We start from the raw sequence: 21,415 nt of genomic DNA, 5'->3' as shown, positions 1-21,415 counted from the left end.
AGCATTCCGCGGAGCTCATTCGTCCTGCCCGCGCAGCATTCTCCTGCCAGGAGTTCCCGTGCCCGCATCCTCCGCATACCTCGGATCCGATCCCGTCCGCTTCGCCTACTGGGTGCCGAACGTCAGTGGCGGTCTGGTCACCAGCACCGTCGAGCAGCGCACCGACTGGGGCTACGACTACAACCGCGAACTCGCCGTCCTCGCCGAGAACAACGGCTTCGACTACGCCCTCAGCCAGGTCCGCTACATGGCCAGCTACGGCGCCGAGTACCAGCACGAGTCCACCAGCTTCAGTCTCGCCCTGCTGCTCGCCACTCAGCGGCTCAAGGTCATCGCCGCCGTTCATCCCGGGCTGTGGCACCCGGGTGTGCTCGCCAAGCTCGGGGCCACCGCCGACCACCTGTCGAACGGCCGCTTCGCCGTCAACGTCGTATCAGGCTGGTTCAAGGGCGAGTTCACCGCGCTGGGCGAGCCTTGGCTGGAGCACGACGAGCGCTACCGGCGCTCCGAGGAGTTCATCCGCGCCCTGCGGCAGATCTGGACCGAGGATCATGCCGAACTCGCGGGTGACTTCTACCGGTTGCGTGACTTCTCCCTCAAGCCCAAGCCGCTGAACACCCCCGGGCGCCCGCACCCGGAGATCTTCCAGGGCGGCAACTCCACCGCCGCGCGCGCCATGGCGGGCCGCGTCTCCGACTGGTACTTCTCCAACGGCAAGGACTTCGACGGCGTCACCGAGCAGATCGACGACGTCCGTGGCTCAGCCGCCCGAGCGGGCCGTACGCCGCCGAGGTTCGGCCTCAACGGCTTCCTCATCGCCCGCGACACCGAGGCCGAGGCCCGTGAGACGCTCCGCGAGATCGTCGCCAAGGCCGACACGCCGGCCGTGCACGGCTTCCGCGACGCCGTCCAGCAGGCCGGTCCGTCCACCGGCGACGGCAAGGGCATGTGGCAGGACTCCACGTTCGAGGACCTCGTCCAGTACAACGACGGCTTCCGCACGGGTCTGATCGGCACCCCTGAGCAGATCGCCGAGCGGATCGTCGCCTACAAGCGGCTCGGGGTCGACCTCTTCCTCCTCGGCTTCCTGCACTACCTGGAGGAGGTCGAGTACTTCGGCAAGCGGGTGCTGCCCCTGGTGCGCGAACTGGAGGCACACGAAGCCGCGTCCGAGCCCGCCGACGCCCACGCCTGACCGTGGCCCGCACACGAAACGACGAACCGAAGGGTCCTCCCATGGCCACTGTCCTGTCCGTCTCAGGAAGCCCCTCCGCCGCCTCCCGCACCGCTCGGCTGCCGCGTCACCTGGACGAGCGGCTCATCGCGCAGGGGCACGAGGTGATTGCGCTGGATGTTCGTACCCTGCCTGCCGAGGCGCTGCTCGGGGCCGACTTCGGTCATCCGGCGATCGCTCGGGCCATCGCCCTGTTCGAGCAGGCGGAGGGGGTGGTGATCGGTACCCCCGTCTACAAGGCCGCCCACTCCGGACTGCTGAAGTCCCTGCTCGATCTGCTCCCGCAGTACGCCCTGGCGGGCAAGACGGTCCTCCCGCTGGCCACCCGATGCTCCACCGCCCACGTCCTGGCCATCGACTGCGCCCTGCGCCCGGTGCTGGCCTCCATGGGTCCCGCGCACATCACGCCGGGCTGGTTCACGCTCGACAAGGACATCACCGTGGGCGAGGACGGCACACTCACCGTCGCGCCGGGATCGGCCGAGGCTCTCGCACAGCTCACGGACCAGTTCTCGGCCGCGCTGGGCGGCCGTACGGCGGTGCTGGCGGCCGCCGGATGAGCGCCGCGCACGTCATCGCGGACGACGTCGAGGCCCTCGCCGTGGCCGCGGAGCTGGCCGCGGACTTCCGCAAGGGCGCCGCCGAGCGGGACGCCCGGCGCAGGCTCCCGCAGGCGGAGCTGGAGCGGCTGTCCGCCTCCGGGCTGCTCGCCGTGACCGTGCCCGCCCGGTTCGGCGGCGCGGACGTCCGTGCGGACACGCTCGCCGAGATCTTCCGACTGCTGGCCGCCGCCGACGCCAGCCTGGCCCAGATCCCGCAGAGCCACTTCGTGTACGTCAACGTGCTGCGTCGGCAGGGGACCGACCAGCAGCAGGAGTTCTTCTTCGGCGAGGTACTGGCCGGCAAACGGTTCGGCAACGCCCAGTCCGAGGCGGGCACCCGGCACGTCCAGGACATCCGCACCCGCCTCGCCCGGCGCGCGGACGGGTCGTACGTCCTCGACGGCGTCAAGCACTACTCCACCGGCGCGCTGTTCGCCCACTGGATCCCCGTCCTGGCCCGCACCGAGGACGACACCCTGCACGTGGCGTACGTCCCGCGCGACGCGCCCGGCCTCACGGTCGTGGACGACTGGGACGGCATGGGACAGCGCACCACCGCCAGCGGTACCGTCCGCCTGGAGTCGGTGCCCGTGCCCGCCGACCGCGTCGTGCCGCACCACCTCACCTTCCAAGGTCCCCAACTCCACGGCGCGGTGGCTCAGTTGCTGCACGCGGCCATCGATGCCGGGATCGCCTCCGGGGCGCTGGCCGAGGCGGTGGAGTTCGTCCGTACGAAGAGCCGCCCCTGGTTCGAGAGCGCCGCCGAAGGGCACGCGGCCGCCGTGGAGGATCCGCTGCTGATCCAGCGGTTCGGCGAACTGGCGATCAGGGAACGGGGTGCCGAAGCGTTGCTTCGCGAGGCCGCCCGCGCGGTCGACGACGCCCGCGCCGACCTGACCGACGACTCGGCCGCCAAGGCGTCGATCGCGGTGGCCACCGCGAAAGTGACGGCGGCGGAGGCCGCCGTGGAGGTCGCCAGCGCCCTTTTCGAGGTCTCCGGCACCCGCTCGGTGCTCGACTCCCTGGGCCTGCACCGCCATTGGCGCGACGCGCGCACCCACACCCTGCACGACCCGGTCCGCTGGAAGGTCCAGCACATCGGCCGTTACGTGCTCAACGGCACCAAGCCGCCCCGGCACGGCCTCCTCTGAGGAGCGCTGAACGAGCGCTGAACGAACTCCGATCGGAGCCCCCGCGTGTCCCTCACCTTCCACTGGTTCCTGTCCGCCGACGGCGACAGCCGCCACCTCGTCGGCGGCGGCCACGGCATCCCCGCCACGGAGTCCGGCGCGACCGGCCGCCGACCGTCGCCTACCTGAGCCAGATCGCCCGCGCCGCCGAGGAGCACCGAGCGGCTGGCGTTCCTCGTCGCCTTCCGCCCCGGCTTCGTCTCGCCGAGGCTCGCGGCGCAGATGGCCCCCACCTTCCAACGGCAGGCCGGCGGACGGCTCCTGCTCAACGTGGTCACCGGCGGCGAGAGCCGAGCAGCGGGCCTACGAGGGCTTCTCGGTGCCCGAGGTGCAGACCCGCAGCACCCCTGTCCCTGACCGCGGTCGGCCGTCGACTCCGCCACCCGGGACCCCTGCACACTGGCCACCCACGGCGAACTCGCCGTCTCCGCGGCAACCGTCGAGGTCGCCGCGTCGTCGACGACATGCGGCCAGGGCCGCGGGAGGTCGACATCGTGAACTCGCCATCCGGGAGCGTGCAGCAGCCGGAACACGCCAGCTTTCCTAGTTTCCCTATCGAATTACTAGGAAAGCGTTGACGGTGGTCGAAGAGGGGGGTGAGGATGATGAAGCCGACGCGTCACTGCGCACCGCTGCACTCCCACGCCGCCTCGCCGGGCACCGCGTCGTCCTCGACCCCCTGAAGGAAGACGCCATGACCACAGCACTGAGCTGTAACGACAGCCGCAGTCGCATGAAGCGGGTGAGGACATGACGGTGACGGCGGACGGGGTGACCGACGCGGGAGCCGGGCAGGTCGACTGGCTGCACATAGCCCGTGAGATGGCGGACGACCTGGCAACGGACGCGGTCGAGCGCGAACAGAGCGGCAAGGCACCGCTCGACGAGGTGGCGCGGTTGCGCGAGTCGGGGCTGCTGACACTGCCGGCACCGGCCGAACTCGGGGGCGGCGGTGGGGACTGGCGCACGGCTTACGCGGTCATCCGGACCGTCGCCGTGGCCGACGGTGCCATCGGCCACCTGCTGGGCAACCACTACTTCCTGTCCTGCAGCGCCCGGTTCTTCGCCGACCACACCCGTGCCGCCCGCATCGAGCGGGAGTCGACGGCAGGGCAGTGGTGCTGGGGAGGCGGTATCGCCTCACATGAACCACCACTCATCCTGACCCCCAGGTCGGGCGGCTATCTGCTCAACGGCTACCAGAGGTATGCCACCGGAGTCGGGATCGCCGACCGGCTGGTGGTTCGCGCCGCCAGGTACGGCACCGGTGAGCCGTTGGCCGTCCTGGTCGACCCCGCCCGATCGGGCGTCGTGAGCGGCAGCAGCGGGGACGCCTTCGGCCAGCGGCTGGCGGCCGGTGGGGGCGTGGAGTTCGATTCCGTGCCCGTGGCGGCCGACGACGTGCTCGGCTCCCTCTCGCCGGACGAGGGCGTCCTGTCACCCTTCGCCTCTCTGGCCGCGCCGACCGCGCGTCTGGTCTCCGTCCAGTTCTGTCTTGGCGTGGCAGAGGGCCTGCTGGCCGAGATTCGCGAGTACGGAAGGGTCATGAGGTCCCCCTGGCAGCCCTTCGAGCCTCAGCCCTGGCCGGACAGCCCGCCGCAAGATCCGTACGCGCTGACCGTGTACGGCGAGCTCACCGTCGTCGCACGTGCCGCGTCCGCCCTCGCCGAGCAGGCGGTGGATGCCCTGGTGCGCGGCCTGGTACAGGGCGAGGAACTCGACGACGAGGAGTGCGCGGAGATCTCCGTCCTCGCGAGCGTGGCCGAGTCCGCCGCCTTCCGGGCCGCGCAGGAGATCACCACCCGTGCCCTGGACGTCATCGGCGCCGACGCCGCCTCCGCGCGGCACGGCCTCGACCGCTTCTGGCGCGACACCCGGACACACACTCTGCGCGAGCCGGTCACCCACAGACTGCGCGAGGTGGGCGACTACTTCCTCAACGGAGCGCACCCACCCTTCGCCCTTCCAGCCTGACCGGGAGGGCGACCGGTGCGCGGGCGGACACGACAGTGATGGATAATCGCGGCATGCGGATCTCGGCGCGGGCGGACTATGCGGTGCGGGCGGCACTGGAGCTGGCCGCCGCAGGGGGCGAGGCCTCGCTCAAGGCCGAGGCGATCGCCGCGGCGCAGGGCATCCCGCACAAATTCCTGGAGGGCATCCTCGGCGACCTGCGCCGGGGCGGTCTTGTGGTCAGCCAGCGGGGCGGCAAGGGCGGCTACCGGCTCGCCCGCCCGGCGGAGTCGATCGCCATCGCCGACGTCATCCGCGTGGCGGACGGCCCCCTGGTCTCGGTGCGGGGAGTGCGCCCACCCGAGCTCTCCTACTGCGGTCCCGCGGAGTCGCTGCTGCCGCTGTGGATCGCCGTACGCGCCAACGTCCGCAAGATCCTCGGCGAGGTCACCCTGGCCCACGTGGCCGCGGCCAAGCTGCCCGACGAGGTCCTGAGCCTCGCGGAGGACCCCGCGGCCTGGACGAATCCCTGACCGTCGTCCGGCGAACCAGGGTTTCGTGGGACACGTGGGGAGATCTGCCGGCCCCCGGGTCTACGGCCCACGAGAAAACCGACGAGGCGCTCAGCGCGAGATTTCGCAAAGGTGGTTGTCCCTAAGGCATCGCGCGCCTCGCCCCACAGGTCGGAGGGCGCGGGCAGCCTGCAGTCGGGGGCGACGTCCGCCCACACCGGTGGTTGCCGCACGACCAGCACCAGTGCCACGGCAGCGACGGGCCAGGACCTTGCGTATCAGGGTCTCGCGCAGCGGCGCAGTACCGGCCTGCAGGGAGTCCAGGGCGCCGAGCCCGGCCTCCACTCAGACGAGATCACTCCGGGCCTGGGGCTCCCCGACTGCCGTCGAGCCGTCCTTCTTGGTGTGGGCGCCGGTGTCAGCGCTGACCACGGCGGCGGAACTGCACCACGATCACATGCGGGCCGAACACGTTACCGACGCGCTCAACGCGGCCGTCCGCACTCGCGGCGGACAGGTGGAGGACCCCTGCAACGGCCCCTCGTAGGAGGCGGGCTACCAGGGGTGGACCGTCCTCGACGTTACCTACGGGTGAGCAGTCCGCTCCGAAAAGGCTTCGGGGGTTTGACGTGAGGTCAGGTGGAGGCCGCTTGGAGGAGGGTTTCGGCTGCGGTGGTGCGGGCGTAGAGGACGGAGCGGCCGGCGCGTTGGGCGCTTACCAAGCCCGCGTCGCGTAGCGTGGTGAGGCATTGGGACACCCCGGCTGAGGAGAGTCCGGTGCGGTGGGCCAGTTGTGAGGTGGAGGCCGGGATCTCCAACTCGGTCAGCAGCAGGGTGCGTGAGCGGCCCAGTACGGCGGAGAGGGTGTCGGCTCGTGTGACGGGCCGTGCCTGCCAGAGTGAGCCGACACCGCGCGCCTGGTAGGCGAGTTGGGGTGGATCCGGCGGCGTCGTTCGGGTGCGCAGCCCCGGTCCGGTGAAGGCCGAGGGGATCAGCAGCAGTCCTGTGCCTGCCGTCGTGCGGGTCAGCGGCTGTTTGCGGCGGGACATCCGCAGCACGTTGTTGTCCCAGCTCACGGAGATGTGCAGGTCGTCGAGGAGGTGGCCGGTGCCGTGCTCGGCGGCCAGGCGGGCCCGGTAGAGGATGTCTGCGTCCAGGACCGCCCGGATTCGCGCCCAGTAGGGGGCGAGGGCCAGTTCCCAGTAGGTTTCGATTTCTTCTGTGACCTTGGCGAGGAGCCCCTGTGGGTCGTTGTGCAGAGCGCGTAGCCGGGAGCCGAGGGTTCCCTGGTGGCGGGCCAGGTGGTCGAGGTCCTGGCGTACTCGGTCGGCGGGCGCGGCGCGGACCGCGTCCCGCTCTGCAGCCGGGTTGGGGGCCGGGCCGGCGGGGGCCGGGTTGAGGAAGTCGGGGACGTAGCCGCCGGTGGGCGGGATCAGCTCGCAGAGCCATCCCCGGTCCAGCCCGGCCGCCACCAGGCGTGGGCGTACCTGGTCGACCCAGGGCCGGTGGACCGGATGCGCAGTGCCGGACCTCAGCAGCCGGAAGCTGGGCGCCACCTCCCACATCGGTGAGACGGCGAACCGCACCTGCGACAGATCGCTTGTCGAGAACGCCAGCTCTGCCAGGACAACCACTCCTCAATAGATTCACACATATCTGAATCAATGGCGGGCCAGCCTACCGTGCGGAGATCATCCCGCCATGACCTCACAGACGATCACCGCGGCGGCATCGGGCGCCTGGAAGCTCGGCGACCTGACGGTCCACCGGGTCGGTTTCGGCGCGATGCGCCTGCCGCAGCACGGCGAGGCGTTCGCGGCAGATGCCCTACCACGCGACCGCGACCAGGCGATCCGTGTGCTGCGCCGCGCGGTCGAGCTCGGTGTCAACCACATCGACACTGCTGCGTTCTACTTCTCGCCGCTGCGCTCGGCCAACGAGCTGATCAACCAGGCGCTGGCCCCCTACCCGGACGACCTCGTCATTACCACCAAGGTCGGACCAGGCCGCGATCCCTCGGGCCAGTGGCTGGCGCACGCCACCCCAGAGCAGCTGCGCAGCCAGGTCGAGGAGAATCTGCGCCAGCTCGGCCGCGACCACCTCGACGTTGTGAACCTGCGCATCGTGGGCACCGACTCGATCGCCGAACGCTTCGGCGCACTCGCCGAACTGCGCGAAGCCGGACTCATCCGTCACCTGGGCCTGTCCAACATCCGCCCTCACCACCTGGCCGAGGCCCAGAGCATCGCGCCGGTGGTCTGCGTCCAGAACATGTACGGCATCGGCGCATCGCCCGAGCAGAAGGAGTTCCTCGACCTCTGCGGTGAACAGCGCATCGCGTTCGTGCCGTTCTACTCGATCGCCGGCGCCGGACGCACCGCCGGCGTGACCACCGAGCACAGCCCAGAGGTCCACACCGTCGCTCGCGCCCACGGCGTCAGCGCAGCCCAGATCAGGCTGGCGTGGACGCTGCACCAGGGTTCCCACGTCCTGGCCATCCCCGGCACCGGCGACCTCGACCACCTCGTCCAGAACGTCGCCGTCGGCTCCCTGCGCCTGTCGGAGGAAGAACTCACCGCCCTGGACCCCTTCCACCGCGAGACGACATGAGCAGGACCCCCTGGCGTTGCGATCCACTTCTGCTGATCGGGCTGTCTGCCGTGCCAGTTCCCGCCGCCCGCCCCATAACTCTGACCGCGCCGAGCGGCAACGGCTGAAAAGGCGGCCTACGATCACAAGACTCCGTACCAGGCCAGGGTCCGGTCACAGATCGTGCTCTTGGCGATCCGGGGCAGGTCCAACGCGTGGATCGCCGCCGAGGTCGGAGTGCATGTGGACACCGTGCGCACCTGCCGGGGCCGGTTGGCCGAGGGCGGCCTGCCAGCCCTGGCCGACCGCAAACGCAGCGGGCGCCCGGCCCGCTTCACGCCCGTACAGGTCGCCGAGGCCAAGGCCTGGCCTGCCAACTCCCGGCCGGGACCGGGATGCCGGCCGCTGGCACGCTGGTCTCGACCGGAACCGGCCGCCGTACTGACCGCATGGGAGTCGGAGGATGGCTCGGCCCGGAAGCCGCCGTGCTGCTGCTCCCCGGAGTGGGCGGCGGCGTCGGTGACTTCGCGCTGTGGCCCCGTGGCCTCGCGCCCCGAGGTGAGATTCCTGACCGCCCGTTACCCGGGCCGCCTCGACACCAGGGAGAATCCGGCATCCACGCCGGCTCGGGCCGGGGCGGGCCGCCCCTGACCCAGCCACCGGACTCGTCGCGTTCGCGGCCCGGCTGGCCGCGGAACTCGCGCTCCATGTCATGGAACCCCTGATGATCCTGGGCCACAGCAGGGGGGCCGTCATCGGGTACGAGACCGCGCGGGAGCTCGCCCGCCAGGGGAGCCCCGCACTCGCCCTCCATGTGTGCGCGGCCTTCTCGCCACCCGAGTATGCCGCCGTCGGCCTGAACACCCGGGTGATGACCGACGCGGCCCTGGTCGACCTGGCGGCCACGCTGGGCATCCCCTTGCCCCGTGAGGATCGCGCCGAGGTGCGACGCGAGGCGCTGCGCGCGATCCGTACCGACCTCGCCATGATCGACGGCTACGAGCACGGTCCCCACCTCAGGCCGCTGGGGTACCCGATCACGGTGTGGAGCCCTCATGCCGACACGGTCATCCCCGCCGCTTCGGCGCAGCGGTGGCAGCCGATGACCCGCCATCCCCTCACTCTTCACACCCTGCCGGTGTCCCACCACTGCCTCAATTCGCCGCATGCCATTGATCCGATCACGCGCGCGTTGCGGAACGGTATGGAGGGGGTATCCGGATGACGCACCGTCACACTGGCGCGGGCTGAAAGGCTGAAGTCCGCACCGTGCACGACGCGGAGGCCTGGTGGCTCGCCGTCTCCGTGGACCAGGCCCCGCGCGCCGCGCACCGGCGCCATCGACCCGGGCGGCATCCACCGCGCCCCGTACGCCACCAGCATGCGTGTTCCGGCCCCATGACATCGCCGCCGTCGTCCTGGCCGTCACCGCCGCTCGCGAGGACGTGGACGGCGTGCCGAAATGTCGGGGAACCCGTCGGTACTCCAGTCATCAGGCAGGCCGGGTGCTCGACGACGGAGGTGGTTGCGTCCATGGAAGTGGTGTATGGGTTCGACCTGATCCGGGGTTTGCTCCGGCATCGGGGTGGAGTCCGCATAGACGAACGGCCACCGGCCGATCTTCGAGGTGTGGAAGCCCGAAGGAGATCAGCACGATGACCGCACCCGACAGTCTGCCCCCGCACCCTCGAACTCTGCCCTTCCGGCTCTCGTACGCGGGCCAACCGTCACGTATGCAAGGGGAAACGACACACCTGCCTATCGGAAGGCCCGCTTATGCGTGCACACGAGCCTGCCAAGACCTCGGTCACTGGCCGGCGCCGTCCGGCGACCCGCGCTGCGTCCGACGCGCCCGGCCCCGCGGCCATGCCGGACGGGGCTCTGCTCGCATTGCAGCGTTCCGTCGGGAACGCAGTGGTCGTACAGATGATCCGGCAGCAGGCGGGTCAGTCAGAGGCCCAGGGGCAACATCAGCACGGTCCGGGCTGCGGTCACCAGACCGAACAGTCCCAGGTCCAGCGCTCCGCCGTCCACGAGGTGTTTCGCAGCAGCGGCCGGCCGCTCGACGACGCGACCCGCAGTGATATGGAGGCCCGGCTCGGCGCCGGCTTCTCCGACGTGCGTATCCATGACGACAGCACGGCCAAGGCGTCCGCGGCCGAGGTCGGTGCCCGTGCGTACACTTCCGGCAGTCATGTCGTGATGGGAGACGGCGGGAACGACAAGCACACCCTCGCTCATGAACTCACCCACGTCGTCCAGCAGCGTCAGGGGCCCGTCATGGCCGACAACGGCTCCGGCTTGCGTGTGTCGGACCCGTCCGACCGTTTCGAAAGGGAGGCGGAGGCGAACGCGACCCGGGTGACGAAGCCGGCACCGGTACAGCGGACTGGTGCGGAACCGGCCCTGGACGGTCACCGGAACGGCGGTGTCGACGGCAGAGCGACAGCGGCAGTGCAGCGGTCGGTGAGAGTGGGGCAGCCGGGGCAGGACCAGCCTCAGACCCTGGCCCAACTGCAAACGGACACGCAATACCAGAGGATCGTCACCAAACAACCTTGGCTGCAGCAGCTCGTCATGGACTTGATCGAGAGCCAGGTGGAGTACCGGTTCCCGGGTGCCCGGCAGGTGGCCACCTGGGCAGCCGTCAAGGAAGCGGTCGACTACCTCGTCGGCCTCGCCGCCGGCGCAACCGACGAACTCGAGGGTGGCACGGCTGATCCCGTTCGCTGGGAAACGGCGAAGAGGATCCTGACAGAGCAGCAGAACCGCTACATGACGGCCGGAGAAACACCCGGCGGTGGAACGTACACAGTCTTTGGCCAAAGCTATTCCCTGCAGAAGCTCGGCGAAGGCCACTACTACGCAACGAAGGTGGGCAGCGACGAACCCGTCCTTTACCAAGGACGACTCACCGGACCCAGCCTTCGCGCCATCATCGATGCCCTCGACGCCGAGTCGGAAAGTCGTCCGGGCGGCGCGACCGAGCAACAGGTCGACGAATTTGTCTGCGCATGCCTCGCCGAGCCATCCCGCTGGCGCGGGGAGCAGGCGTTCAACATCTTCGCCGACCACGACCAGCCGCCTCAGGCGCTCACCGCACAGGGAGAGGGAGCCTTGCCCATGACAACAGGCTCCACCTGGGAGCCCGCACTTGTGCAGCTCGGACGGGAGACCCCCGTGCGGGCACTCGCCTTCCTGAATTCGGTGCCCACACTCCGCGACGCGATCCAGAGGGCACTGGTCAAGACCACGACCCGGCAAGCATTCTTGTTGCGGGTACGGACGGAACTCTTCGGACGCGAGAGCGGGACCTGACGGGAAGTTCTCGTGTCGCCGTCCGGGGTGGTTCTCGTTTCGGCCCGGGGCGACAGGGCTACGGCTGCGGCGGTTCCTGTGGCGGATACGCTCGACCACGTTCGCGAGATCACCGAAGCCCTGGCCCCGGGCACCGAGGAGTTGTCGATGCGTGATTCGGATCCGTTCCATGCCGCGCGGCTTGCCACGTATGCGACCGTGGCCACGCGCCTGTCCCTGCTGAGTGACCGTCGACTCGGCGAGGCCGTGGCTGCCGCCGACCCGCTCGGATCCGGCGTCGGTGGCAGGTCGGCGGAGTTGGACATCGACGGCACGCGGGTATTCGTCAAGCGAGTCCCCCTGACGGACACCGAGTTACGGCCCGAGAACGCGCGGTCGACGGCGAACCTCTTCGGACTGCCGACGTTCTACCAGTACGGGGCGGGCTCGGCCGGTTTCGGGGCCTGGCGGGAACTTGCCGTGCACGTCATGTCGACCAACTGGGTCCTCGGCAACGAGTACGAGGGCTTTCCGCTGATGTACCACTGGCGCGTCCTGCCCGACTCCCCTCCCCATGGGTTCGCCGACGAGTTCGGGGGCATCGACGGGGCGGTCGCGCACTGGGAGGGCTCATCGGCCGTGCGTGAGCGGCTGGAGGCCATCGACCGGTCGTCTTCCAGCCTGGTGCTCTTCCTGGAACATGTCCCGCAGACCCTCGCCGACTGGCTGCACGACCACCGGACCGCCGCGCCCAAGGGCGGGGCGGCATCGGCGTATCTGTGGGTGGAGGAAGCCCTGGCACGCGGCACCGCCTTCATGAGCTCGCACGGACTCGTCCATTTCGACGCCCACTTCGCCAATGTCCTGACCGACGGCCGCCTGCTGTACTTCGCGGACTTCGGGCTCGCCCTCAGCTCCGGCTTCGAACTGTCAGCAACCGAGGCGAAGTTCCTCTCCGACCACCTCGCGTACGACCACTGCCACACCGTGAGCCATCTGCTCCGCCACCACCTTCCTGACGGCCTGGGCGGCGGTGTGGAACACGAGGCGTTCCTGCGTGAGTGGATCAACGGCCACCAGCCCGACGACGTCCCGCGCGAGATCGCCGGGATCATCGACCGGCATGCCCGCACTGGCGTGGCCATGAGCGAATTCCACCGCCGGTGGTTCACCGACAGCAAACAGACGCCGTTCCCGGCCACCGAGATCGAGCGGACCTGCGGCACTGCGGTCGCGACGCCCCACTGAGGCCGGAACTACTCCAGAAGATCGCTGTCAGGACGCCGCGAGGGCGCCGCCGAGGAGAGTTCGTCGGTGCATGGGATCGTCGTCTCTCGCCCGCGCCTGCGGCAGGTGTGCCGTAGGCGCTTGAGCCGAGAGCTGACCCCGAGTCGTACACACCGCTGGTTGAGCCGGAGGCAGCCGCGCAGACGGTCACTTCACGGCTCAGGTCACTCATGTCTCCGGCGGGCGGCCGTTCAAGGAGAACCCGGTCGCGTTCTCTTTCGTGATCAGCGGTGGGACACGGCGGCGGGGACGCCGTGACCGACACCGCCGGATCGGCCCCGACCTCCAAGGCCACCATCCGCTGACGGGATTTCCCGGCGCTAAGGTCGTCAGTATGCAGGTTCTCGCGCAGTGGAAGCTGGCCGGAGCGCCCGTCGAGGGCGTGCCGGCCGGCCTCGCCGCATCCTGCGCGCGGGTTGGCCACGATCTCCTGGCCGAGCCCGTCCGGTTGCCCGGGCTGCGTTGGTGGGCCGGCCGGGAAGGAACGCTGCCCGGCATCCTCGTCGGGCTGCGCACCGATGAGGGGACCCGGTTCGGTAGCCGCGTCGTGCCCGACGATGACGTGCCCGCGATGACCGTCGGTCTCGCCGAAGCTGTCCAGGATCATCTGGCCGGTTACGAGTTCATCCAGTGGCCCAGCTGCCCCGGCCACCGGCATCCGATGCGGCCGAGCGTCGAACCCGACAACGCATGGTGGACCTGCCCCGCCTCACGCCGGAAGGTGTCCGTCATCGGGCAGCTGCCACCCGCCTGACCTCGCGTGTCGTGACCCCCAGAAGTGCGCTGCGGCGGCGCGGAGAGTGGACAGGCCGCGGCGGTGCGCTGCCAGCAGGCCCAGAAGGGCGGGCACGTCCCAGTGGGCGGCAACGGCAACTGGCACCCTACCGGACGCCGCACGAGCGGACGCCGCACAAGATGCGGGCGCCCCCCAAGATGCGGGCGCCCCCCAAGATGCGGGCGCCCTCCAAGATGCGGGCGCCCCCCAACACCAGCCGCTTCGCCGGATGTTCGTGAGCAGCAAGGTGCCCGGCGCCGCCGGCCTGATCTCCCCGACGCGCAGGCCCCGGATGGGAGAAGAGCCCGACGGCGCGGTCGGCGTCGGCCATGTCGTATACCGGGCCCGCGCGGCAGAAAGCACCCATCATCGCGCAGAGGCCTGGCCGCCACGGCGGAGGGAGTCCTCGCTCCGCCAAGCACCGTACGCCCTCTACCATCCCGACGCACGTGCCGTGGGTGTCGCCCTCCTACCCGTCCTCGGCCAGGAACACGGTGCCCAGACGGCCGCCTGCCCCCGAGCTGATCACTCCGCTGTCCAGCGCGGTGGTGCCGCGCAGATATGCGCCGCCGTAGCCGTGCCCCGCGAGGAAGACGCCCCAGGTGAGGACCGCGGGTACGGGCGGGCCGCCGCCCGGGGCAGGGAAGTCCTCGGGCACAGGGCGAACGCGGCGCTGAAGGATGACCGGGCCGTCCACCGCCGCGCGGACGGCGGCCGCCCATGCGTCGGCAGACGTCTGCCAGCCCGCCAGCACGTCGAGGCCGCTGTGCGAGCTGCTTGCCTTGAGCACCAGGTCGTCCCGGTGCGCCAGCGCGTAACGGAGCAGATCCACGTGTTCCCCGGCAGCCTCGACCTTCTCGTCGCGGACCAGCCGGGTCCAGGGGAGCAGTCCGTCGATCACGTCCAGCTCGGCCCGGTCGAACAAGGAACGGTGGCGATCGTCGCTCAGCAGAGCCAGGGCGGCCTTGCTGCCGTAGACCTCGTTCTCCAGCGGGGTGAAGAGGCTGACCAGATCCCGGTCGGCGGCCTCGGAGAGCGGGGCGAGCAAGGCAGCGTCCTCGGCGGTGGCCACGTCGTTGATGACGAACCAGCGGTGGACCAGGTCGATCCGGCGCCGGCCGACATGGACGCCATCCGCGCAGTACTCCAACTGTCCGAGGTGGCACGGCACCGCCTCGACGCCGTGTGCGGCGAGCAGCGTGGCCATCCGGCGCAGATGTGTCTCCATCACGGGGTAGCTCCCCGGCCACTCGAGCAAGGCGACGACCGGTCGGGTGGCGGAGTCGAAAGAGGGGAAGGACTCCCGCCACAGCGTTGTCAGCACCGCGATTCCGTCGGTGGATTCCAGGCGGTGTTCGTCCACGAACGAGGCGATGTACGGTTCCTGGAGCAGCGCGCGATTGAGCAGTGAGATATCCCAACCTCCCAGCGGGCTACCGCCGTTCAGTTCGAGAAGCCGGAATCCGTCCTGACTCCGATAGAGGTCGGCGCGGGCGCTGCGCGGGAGTCGGCGGGGTCTACCGTCGGCCCGTAGGGCGGCGCTGATCTGTTCCGGAGTCCAGCCGAGGGCAGTGGCGAAGGCGCGCAGGTCGCCGTCGTGCAGCCGGTCGGGCAGGGTCAGCAGCAGGTCGTACAGCGCACTGAGCCGGGCTCCGAGGGCGTTGCTCTCGCCGCGGCCGAGGAAGACCGGGCGGGTCAGGAAGGCGCTGCCGTAGATGTCCCCGGCCAGGGGGGAGTTCTCGCAGGAGCGCTCCGGTGCGCACCCGGCGGGCAGGCCCGCGAGATACTGCCGGGTGATCCTGGCAGCGGCGGACATCAGGCGACCTCGATGGTGACGTCCGCAAGGACCCTGGCCGCGGCCGCGTTGACCTTGGCGGCGGTGTCGGCGTGCAGTATCACGTATCCGACCCGGGAGTCGTTGTCCCCGGGCTCGCGCACCTCGCCGCCCGGCTCGACGGTGAAGCGGCTCACGGCCACCGCGTCGGAGTGTCCGATGCCGCTGACCGACCGGAGCACCCCGCCGCGGGGCGGGGTCAGGAAGCGGATGCCGGCCGCGGTGTCGGCGGTGGGCGTGAGGGACGGCTCCAGGCCGAGTGCCAGCTGTACGTAGATCCTGGCTTCGTCGATCCCGCGCGCCTGCCGCATCAGCGCGACCACATGGTCACCGGGCAGCCGGGCGCCGAGTTCGATCAGCCGGGTGGTGCCGTCCGGCTGCAGCTTGAGTTCGGTGTGGGCGACGCCGTTGGTGATGCCGAGCGCCTGCGCGGCGGCCACCGCGGCCTGCTGCACGACACGTACCGATGCCTCGTCCAGTTCCGCCGGGACGGTGTGTCCGAACTCGGCCCGCTTGGCGCCGTCGGTGGTGAACTTGTCGTACGGGCACAGCGGGGTCGCCACCCCGCGTGCCACCACTGTCTCGATGCTGAACTCGACACCGTCGACGTACTCCTGGATCACCACATGCGGGTCCAGCGGTATGCCGTGCGGCATCTGGAACAAATGGGACTGGGCTGTGGTGAAGGCCGCCTTCAGTTCCTCGTCGCTGCGGACCACCGACACACCCCAGGAACCGGACTGCTCGGCCGGCTTCACCACGATCGGGTACTCCAGGCCCGCTGCATCCACCAGTGCGTACGCCTCCGCGACGGTCCGCGCGGCCACGGTCCTGGGGGCCGGGATGCCGTGCTCGGTGAAGGCGCGCGCCATGATGCGCTTGTTTCTGCAACTCAGGGCCCGTGCCGGGTCGTTGCCCGGAAGCCCGAGGTCGGCGGTGAGCCGCGCGACGAGCGGGGTCAGGAACTCCCAGCAGGCGACCACGCCGTCGACGTCCTCGGCCCGCGCCAGCTCCGCGAGGTGCCGCAGCGCGCCCTCGCTCTCGGAGAAGTCGGTGAACACCAGCTTCCCGTACTGCTTGATCTTGGCCTGGAGCGAGGGGGAGTACCAGTCCTCGAAGACGTCTTGGTGGGTGACGACGATGACGTCGACGCCCATGTCCCGGGCGGCATCGAAGACATATTCGCCGGTGTTCCCCATCGCTTCGAGCAGGAGCAGCTTGGGCATGGAGTGGTGTCCCTTCTGAGGGGTGCACAGGATGACGAGCAGGTGCAGGAGAGATGTGGGCCGTTACCGGAGGGCGAACAGGGGTGTGGCGTACTGGTGCGGGCGCTGCTCGACGAGCCGGGCGCGGAGGGTCAGTGCCGCGTCGCCGGTGAGGCCGAGCCCTTCGGTCAGGTAGCGGAAAGTGGCGTAATGGGCCTGGGAGTCGGCGTTCTCCAGCTGTTCCAGCCAGGCGTCGAGGCGGAGCCAGGCGTCGTCCACCGAGTTGTCGGGGGAGTTCCGTTCCTGGAGCAGGAGGGACTGTTCGCGCTCGCGCCGTAGCTCGGAGAATCCGCAGACGTTCCAACTGGCTTGCTCCGCCTCGTCCAGGGTGGCGGCCGAGCGCGTGTACAGTTCGTGGGCCAGCCGGTTGCGGGCCAGTACCCGGTCCACGGGAATGCGGTAGACCCGGGCACTGGCATCGCTGAGTACCACCGGTCTGCCGGTGTCGCGTACGAAGCAGCCGCCACGCCGTCCGCGCGCCGCCGCGGCGAGCAGCGCGCTGGCCTCCGTCGGATGCCAGTCGAAGAGGTGAGCGACGCCGCGGGTATCGGCCTCGGTGAGGGTGAGCCAGTCCGTGCCCAGGTCGGGCAGCAGGTCCTGCTCAGGGATCTCGCAGTCAAGACCCGGGCCCGCGAGGTGCAGATGTGCCGGAACCCCTGCGGCGACGCAGGCGGCTATCACCAGGGCGTCCGGGAGCGGGCTGAGCAGCGTCGGCTCGTCGCCGCGCGCGAAGACGTCCCCGCCGACGTCCACCACCGCGACCTCGTCCACGGCGTACTTCTCCGCTGCCTCCGCGACCTGGCGGGCCAGTTGCGGAACGCCCCCGTACGGGTTCAGCAGCCCCAGCGTGATCGGCAGCTCGGCGGCCAGCCGGGGCAGAGTGGAACCCGCCGGGGCGATGGTGCCCGAGTCCGCCGTGATCTGCGAGAGGTGCGGGGTGAGCGGCCGCAGACCGGTGAAGTCCCGCTCGGAACGCGGACCGGGAATCGGGTCCACGACCAGCCGCTCCCACGAATAGCTGAGTACGACGGCCGGCTCGCCGCCATGCAGCGCGTGGTGCACCAGCGTCGTGCCGATCACGTCACCACCGCCGCCCGCGGCAATGAGCAGCTGAGTCACGACTCTTCTCCTTGATCGGTCCGGACCGGGGCGGAATCACCGACTGGTGTGCAGCGCCATGCCTTCCGCACACCCCGCCGGCAGTTGATGTCCTGCGGCAGGACGCACCCGCCTCCCCACGGCGGAACGGCTCGGCGCCATGAACAGGTCGTCGTACGTCAGGCCGTGTGCGACCGGGATTTCGGGCGTATCACGATTCCCGGTGCGGTCATCGGCACTTGATGACCGCACCAGGATATTCGCGTGCTCGAAAAGCCGGTGAGGCGTCTGTCAGGCGGTCGATGTCTTCAGGCCCGAGATGCTGAGCGGTTCGCTGCCCATGTGCTTCTGCGCGCGCTTGTTGTTCCTGTGCAGCCCGGCGTAGTACTCACGGTCCAGGTTGATGACGTTGTCCGAGAAGAACATCCAGGACAGGATGTCGCGGTACTTGAAGCCTTCCGGCGTGAGCTGGACACGGTCGGTCGGCAGGCGGCGCAGCAGGCCGACTTCCTCGGCTGCTGTGATCACCGGTTCGAAGAGATGTGCCTTCTCCCGGTATCCGAAGCGGTTGAGTTCGTTGAGATCCAGGTCGAAGGTGTCCAGGACCAGCCGCTTACGGATGATCTCCTCGTCATCGAGGACGAAGCCGGTGACCGGGGTGAGTTCGTGGTTCTTGGCCTTGTCGATGTAATCCGCGACCTCGGTGAGGCTGGGCTTCACACTGCCGACCATGTAGTCGACGGAACTGGTGTAGCTGCGGGCGCCGGCACCGAGTCCCAACAATGGAACACCGTGGAAGGTCAGCACCTTCTGCTGGTAACCGCCGCGTCCGAGCTTCTTGTAGCGGACGTTGGATTCCTGGGTGTAACCCGCCTCGCGGAACGCGGCGTTGGCGTAGTCGTACCGCTCGTACAGATCCGGGCTCATCATGTACTGATACGCGCCGGTCTTGGAGAACCAGGCGTCAGGCCGGACGGTCAGGAAGTATGTGCTGATCGTCTCCGGGGCGAGCGCCACGAGTTCGTCGACCGAGTGCCGCCAGCTCTCCTTCGTCTGACCTGCGAAACCCATGATCAAGTCGGTGCTGAGGTTGGGTAGTTGCCTGTCCCGGATGGTGTCGATGGCCCGGCGGATGACCCGCTCGTTGGCCTGGCCGCGGCCCGCCTCCCTGATCTCTGCGGGCACCAGCGACTGGATGCCGATGTTGGCCCTGGTCAGGCCCATGGAGATCAGGCCCTCCAAGGTATCCGGCTCCTTGACGATGGAGTCGGGGGTGGCCTCGATCGCCACCTCTTCGACGGTGCTGCGCCAGTTGGGATAGATGTCGTCCAATGTCTCGAAGAGCTGGGTGAAGTGACGCAGGCTCAGCAGACTCGGAGTGCCGCCGCCGATGTAGATGGTGCGCAGCCTGCGGCGCTGGATTATCTCTGTGTGATCGCGGATCTGGGTGCACAGCGCGTCCATGTACGCGTCGTACACGTCCATGTCCTCGGAGATGACGGTGTACAGATTGCAGAATCCGCACTTGTAGCGACAGAACGGCACGTGCAAATAGAGGTTGAGCTCGGGGACGGGGTGTCGCTTCAAGTCCTCTGCCCAGATTTCCTGGATGTTCCAGGCTCCGTTCAGGGGCCGGTAGGCGGAGCGGGACGGGTACGCGTAGTTGAAGGGCGGAATCACGCCCTGTTCGATGTGCCGTTCGAGGTCTTCGCGAATTGCGCTCACGTGCCTGATCCTTACATGCGGAGATGCGGCTTCGAACTACCTGTCGGTTTACGAGTGGTGCTGCAGATCCGTGCGGACGGGAATGAGGCGTGCCTGAAGGTACAGAGAAAGTGGATCGGTGCCGGCGCCGGTTCTTCGGAGGCGCTCTGGTCACCCGAGTACTGGACTGTTCACCAACTACTCGGTTCGGCAGGCGATGTGGCCGATGCGTGGGTCAACAGCAAAGGCCGTACCAGTAGAAGGGCGGTGGCGAGCGGTCCGACAGGCACAGAACCGATGATGATCGGCCTCTCGCGACCGGACGGATTTATCGCATCCTCCAAATTTGTCCACGGGCTGAGATTGTCAGTCCCGTGCAGTGTTCCGGAGATGGGGGTCCGGCTAGGTTCGCCGGACCGAACAGAGCGACATGTGGGGGCACGTTGCGAACGGTCGACGTTCTGTCCGACACGGGCTCACCGCACCGTGCGGGCAGCTGGAATCCGTAACTCATGCTTCCGCTTCCCGTGCCGGCGGAACGCACATCTGACGGCATGCCTGTGCGCCCGGCGAGGCGGCCCCACCGGTGACTCCGTTGGTGTGCCCCTGAACGGGCGCTCACCAAATGTGGCGAGACGTCAGAAGTCGCACGAGTCAGGTCCGTTGCCGTCACAGGGGCCGGGCGTGATCCGGGGCGGCAGGTCTGCCGGGAGGCGGACTGAGGGGCCGCCGTAGCCAAGTCCACGATCGAACGGGGATCATCCATGACCGCGTCAGACATCAAGCGCATCGCCTATATCCGCTCGATCCCCATCTCTCGGGCAGGCCCGTACATCCCGGAGCTGGCCCGTACCGTCACTGACGAGGGCCGCGAGGCCAGGATCTTCTACACCGACGGTGACTGTGGCGCCGAGGACTTCCCCGGAGGCAGCTGGGAGAAGCTGCCCGAAGACGCCACCCCCGATCAGATCGTCGAGCGCCTGCTGGCCTGGGGCGCCGACGGCGTGGTCTCCCTGTCCTTCCCGGACGAGGCCGGACTGCGTGACGCAGTGGTGAAGGCAAAGCTGGCCGGGCACGGAATCCCCATGGTCTCCAACGGGATCGACCCCTCCCGTCTGCTGGCCGACAAGTGGGAGACCAAGAAGATTCTTGCCGACCACGGCCTGGACACCCCGCAGGGCATCCTCATCGACGGCACACTGCTGAAGAATGGCGCGGCCGCCGTACCGGTGTACGCGGACATCATCCGCCTCAAGGCCGAGGAGATCGGCTATCCGCTGCTCACCAAAGCGGTGTGGGGGAGTTCGGGCAACGGCATCCGCTTCATCCGCGACCCGGCGGAGCTGGAGCAGTACCTGGCCACCCCTGACGAGGGCAACTTCGTCATGGAACGGTGCATCACCGGCGAGCTGTGCACGGTCGAACTGGTAGGTGCGGACGGACAGTACGCGGTCCAGCCGCTCTGCTTCACCGGCCCGACCGGCGGCAAGCCCACGTTCGCCTTCTGGGAACTCCGGTCCTCCGCACCCCGGGACGCTGACGACGCGGCGTTCGAGCCGGTGGCGGAGAAGCTGAAGCAGCTCTGCACCACCCTCGGCATCACCGGTGTGATCAACCTGGACATCATCTACAGCGGTGGCACGTACTACGTGCTGGAGATCAATCCCCGGGTGTCCGGCGCCACCGCGCTCGGGGTGGCGGCCTCCGGCTGCAACACCTACGTGAGCATGACCGAGATCCTGCTGGACCGATGGAAGGCCCCGGCCACGCCGGTGCTCCCGAGGCGCCGCTGGTCGCTGGAGTTCCCGGTCAACAACGTCACCGACATCTTCATCAAGGAAGCCGAACAGGTCCTCGACGTCGTCCAGATCACCCCCACTCTGGTGGTCGACGGCCGTGAGTACGGAGGCCTGATGATCGCCTCGTGCGAGTACGGCGCCGAGACCGCCTTCCTCCGGCAGATCACGGCCCTTGACGCCGGCCACCACGTCCTGTCGCCGGAGATGCTCGGGCAGCTCGAGGAGCTGCTCACCGGTCCCGCCGTGCAAGCCGTCCGTTGACGGTCTCCTGACCGC

17 protein-coding genes and 1 pseudogene are annotated in these 21,415 nt (G+C 69.2%); 13 read left to right on the top strand and 5 right to left on the bottom strand.

Annotated elements, in window-relative coordinates:
• The first annotated feature begins 58 nt into the window (after window positions 1–58).
• From sfnG to BIV23_RS27815, 6 genes and pseudogenes are all read left to right on the top strand, one after another.
• Window positions 59–1,195: a dimethylsulfone monooxygenase SfnG gene (sfnG, locus tag BIV23_RS27835; protein WP_071383722.1), complete on the top strand. Its 1,137-nt coding sequence runs from the start codon at window positions 59–61 to the stop codon at window positions 1,193–1,195.
• Window positions 1,196–1,236: 41 nt separating this feature from the next.
• A complete protein-coding gene (ssuE, locus tag BIV23_RS27830; RefSeq protein WP_071383721.1) occupies window positions 1,237–1,794 on the top strand; it encodes an NADPH-dependent FMN reductase in 558 nt (185 codons plus the stop codon).
• Window positions 1,791–2,987: an SfnB family sulfur acquisition oxidoreductase gene (locus BIV23_RS27825; RefSeq protein ID WP_071383720.1), complete on the top strand. Its 1,197-nt coding sequence runs from the start codon at window positions 1,791–1,793 to the stop codon at window positions 2,985–2,987. The genes ssuE and BIV23_RS27825 overlap by 4 nt, the downstream gene beginning before the upstream one ends.
• Before the next feature lie 45 nt (window positions 2,988–3,032).
• Window positions 3,033–3,372: pseudogene (locus BIV23_RS46895) on the top strand (LLM class flavin-dependent oxidoreductase); the annotation flags it as partial.
• 404 nt (window positions 3,373–3,776) lie between these two features.
• Window positions 3,777–5,000, top strand: coding sequence for an acyl-CoA dehydrogenase family protein (locus tag BIV23_RS27820; protein WP_071383719.1), 1,224 nt, complete (start codon window positions 3,777–3,779; stop codon window positions 4,998–5,000).
• Window positions 5,001–5,053: 53 nt separating this feature from the next.
• Window positions 5,054–5,512 carry an RrF2 family transcriptional regulator gene (locus tag BIV23_RS27815; protein ID WP_071383718.1) on the top strand — a complete coding sequence of 153 codons (459 nt, stop codon included), beginning with the start codon at window positions 5,054–5,056 and terminating at the stop codon, window positions 5,510–5,512.
• A 614-nt stretch (window positions 5,513–6,126) separates the two neighbouring features.
• Here the strand turns inward: BIV23_RS27815 and BIV23_RS27810 are convergent.
• On the bottom strand, window positions 6,127–7,125 hold the full coding sequence (locus tag BIV23_RS27810) for an ArsR/SmtB family transcription factor (RefSeq protein WP_245790670.1): 999 nt from the start codon (window positions 7,123–7,125) through the stop codon (window positions 6,127–6,129).
• A 67-nt stretch (window positions 7,126–7,192) separates the two neighbouring features.
• Between BIV23_RS27810 and BIV23_RS27805 the strand changes: the two genes are divergently transcribed.
• From BIV23_RS27805 to BIV23_RS27785, 6 genes are all read left to right on the top strand, one after another.
• A complete protein-coding gene (locus BIV23_RS27805; RefSeq protein ID WP_071383717.1) occupies window positions 7,193–8,101 on the top strand; it encodes an aldo/keto reductase in 909 nt (302 codons plus the stop codon).
• Window positions 8,102–8,263: 162 nt separating this feature from the next.
• Window positions 8,264–8,731: a helix-turn-helix domain-containing protein gene (locus tag BIV23_RS52245; RefSeq protein ID WP_245790669.1), complete on the top strand. Its 468-nt coding sequence runs from the start codon at window positions 8,264–8,266 to the stop codon at window positions 8,729–8,731.
• The gene (locus tag BIV23_RS27800) at window positions 8,688–9,305 is read left to right on the top strand and encodes a thioesterase II family protein (RefSeq protein ID WP_079173417.1); all 618 of its coding nucleotides are present in this window, start codon (window positions 8,688–8,690) and stop codon (window positions 9,303–9,305) included. Before BIV23_RS52245 ends, BIV23_RS27800 begins: the two co-directional genes overlap by 44 nt.
• Before the next feature lie 701 nt (window positions 9,306–10,006).
• Window positions 10,007–11,398, top strand: a complete 1,392-nt coding sequence (locus BIV23_RS54035; protein ID WP_425443533.1) for an eCIS core domain-containing protein — start codon at window positions 10,007–10,009, stop codon at window positions 11,396–11,398.
• A gap of 147 nt (window positions 11,399–11,545) precedes the next feature.
• A complete protein-coding gene (locus BIV23_RS27790) occupies window positions 11,546–12,625 on the top strand; it encodes a protein kinase family protein (protein WP_071383769.1) in 1,080 nt (359 codons plus the stop codon).
• A gap of 373 nt (window positions 12,626–12,998) precedes the next feature.
• Entirely contained in the window at window positions 12,999–13,418 is a 420-nt protein-coding gene (locus BIV23_RS27785; RefSeq protein ID WP_071383715.1) for a hypothetical protein, read from the top strand.
• Window positions 13,419–13,908: 490 nt separating this feature from the next.
• Here BIV23_RS27785 and BIV23_RS27775 read toward each other — a convergent pair whose 3' ends face one another.
• The 4 genes from BIV23_RS27775 to BIV23_RS27760 all read right to left on the bottom strand — a co-directional run bounded on the left by BIV23_RS27775 (window position 13,909) and on the right by BIV23_RS27760 (window position 19,361).
• Window positions 13,909–15,255 (bottom strand): hypothetical protein, encoded by a 1,347-nt coding sequence (locus BIV23_RS27775; RefSeq protein ID WP_071383713.1) that lies wholly within the window; start codon window positions 15,253–15,255, stop codon window positions 13,909–13,911.
• Window positions 15,255–16,499 carry an ATP-grasp domain-containing protein gene (locus BIV23_RS27770; RefSeq protein WP_071383712.1) on the bottom strand — a complete coding sequence of 415 codons (1,245 nt, stop codon included), beginning with the start codon at window positions 16,497–16,499 and terminating at the stop codon, window positions 15,255–15,257. The genes BIV23_RS27775 and BIV23_RS27770 overlap by 1 nt, the downstream gene beginning before the upstream one ends.
• 63 nt (window positions 16,500–16,562) lie before the next feature.
• Window positions 16,563–17,657, bottom strand: coding sequence for a DUF1152 domain-containing protein (locus BIV23_RS27765; protein ID WP_071383711.1), 1,095 nt, complete (start codon window positions 17,655–17,657; stop codon window positions 16,563–16,565).
• Between the two features lie 270 nt (window positions 17,658–17,927).
• Entirely contained in the window at window positions 17,928–19,361 is a 1,434-nt protein-coding gene (locus BIV23_RS27760; RefSeq protein WP_071383710.1) for a coproporphyrinogen-III oxidase family protein, read from the bottom strand.
• A gap of 743 nt (window positions 19,362–20,104) precedes the next feature.
• Here BIV23_RS27760 and BIV23_RS27755 point away from each other — a divergent pair.
• On the top strand, window positions 20,105–21,400 hold the full coding sequence (locus BIV23_RS27755) for an ATP-grasp domain-containing protein (protein WP_071383709.1): 1,296 nt from the start codon (window positions 20,105–20,107) through the stop codon (window positions 21,398–21,400).
• The last annotated feature ends 15 nt before the right edge of the window (window positions 21,401–21,415 follow it).

The organism is Streptomyces monashensis, assembly GCF_001866665.1.
GTDB classification, from domain to species: Bacteria; Actinomycetota; Actinomycetes; order Streptomycetales; family Streptomycetaceae; genus Streptomyces; species Streptomyces monashensis.
This window is presented reverse-complemented; position numbering and strand designations above follow the sequence as displayed.

Excerpts from the sequence above, each read along its gene's own strand:
- BIV23_RS27815 (WP_071383718.1), top strand. The coding sequence starts at position 5,054 with ATGCGGATCTCGGCGCGGGCGGACTATGCGGTGCGGGCGGCACTGGAG.
- BIV23_RS27820 (WP_071383719.1), top strand. The coding sequence starts at position 3,777 with ATGACGGTGACGGCGGACGGGGTGACCGACGCGGGAGCCGGGCAGGTC.
- BIV23_RS27785 (WP_071383715.1), top strand. The coding sequence starts at position 12,999 with ATGCAGGTTCTCGCGCAGTGGAAGCTGGCCGGAGCGCCCGTCGAGGGC.
- BIV23_RS27755 (WP_071383709.1), top strand. The coding sequence starts at position 20,105 with ATGACCGCGTCAGACATCAAGCGCATCGCCTATATCCGCTCGATCCCC.
- BIV23_RS54035 (WP_425443533.1), top strand. The coding sequence starts at position 10,007 with ATGATCCGGCAGCAGGCGGGTCAGTCAGAGGCCCAGGGGCAACATCAG.
- BIV23_RS27775 (WP_071383713.1), bottom strand. The coding sequence starts at position 15,255 with ATGTCCGCCGCTGCCAGGATCACCCGGCAGTATCTCGCGGGCCTGCCC.
- BIV23_RS27825 (WP_071383720.1), top strand. The coding sequence starts at position 1,791 with ATGAGCGCCGCGCACGTCATCGCGGACGACGTCGAGGCCCTCGCCGTG.
- BIV23_RS27790 (WP_071383769.1), top strand. The coding sequence starts at position 11,546 with ATGCGTGATTCGGATCCGTTCCATGCCGCGCGGCTTGCCACGTATGCG.
- ssuE (WP_071383721.1), top strand. The coding sequence starts at position 1,237 with ATGGCCACTGTCCTGTCCGTCTCAGGAAGCCCCTCCGCCGCCTCCCGC.
- BIV23_RS27805 (WP_071383717.1), top strand. The coding sequence starts at position 7,193 with ATGACCTCACAGACGATCACCGCGGCGGCATCGGGCGCCTGGAAGCTC.
- BIV23_RS27770 (WP_071383712.1), bottom strand. The coding sequence starts at position 16,499 with ATGCCCAAGCTGCTCCTGCTCGAAGCGATGGGGAACACCGGCGAATAT.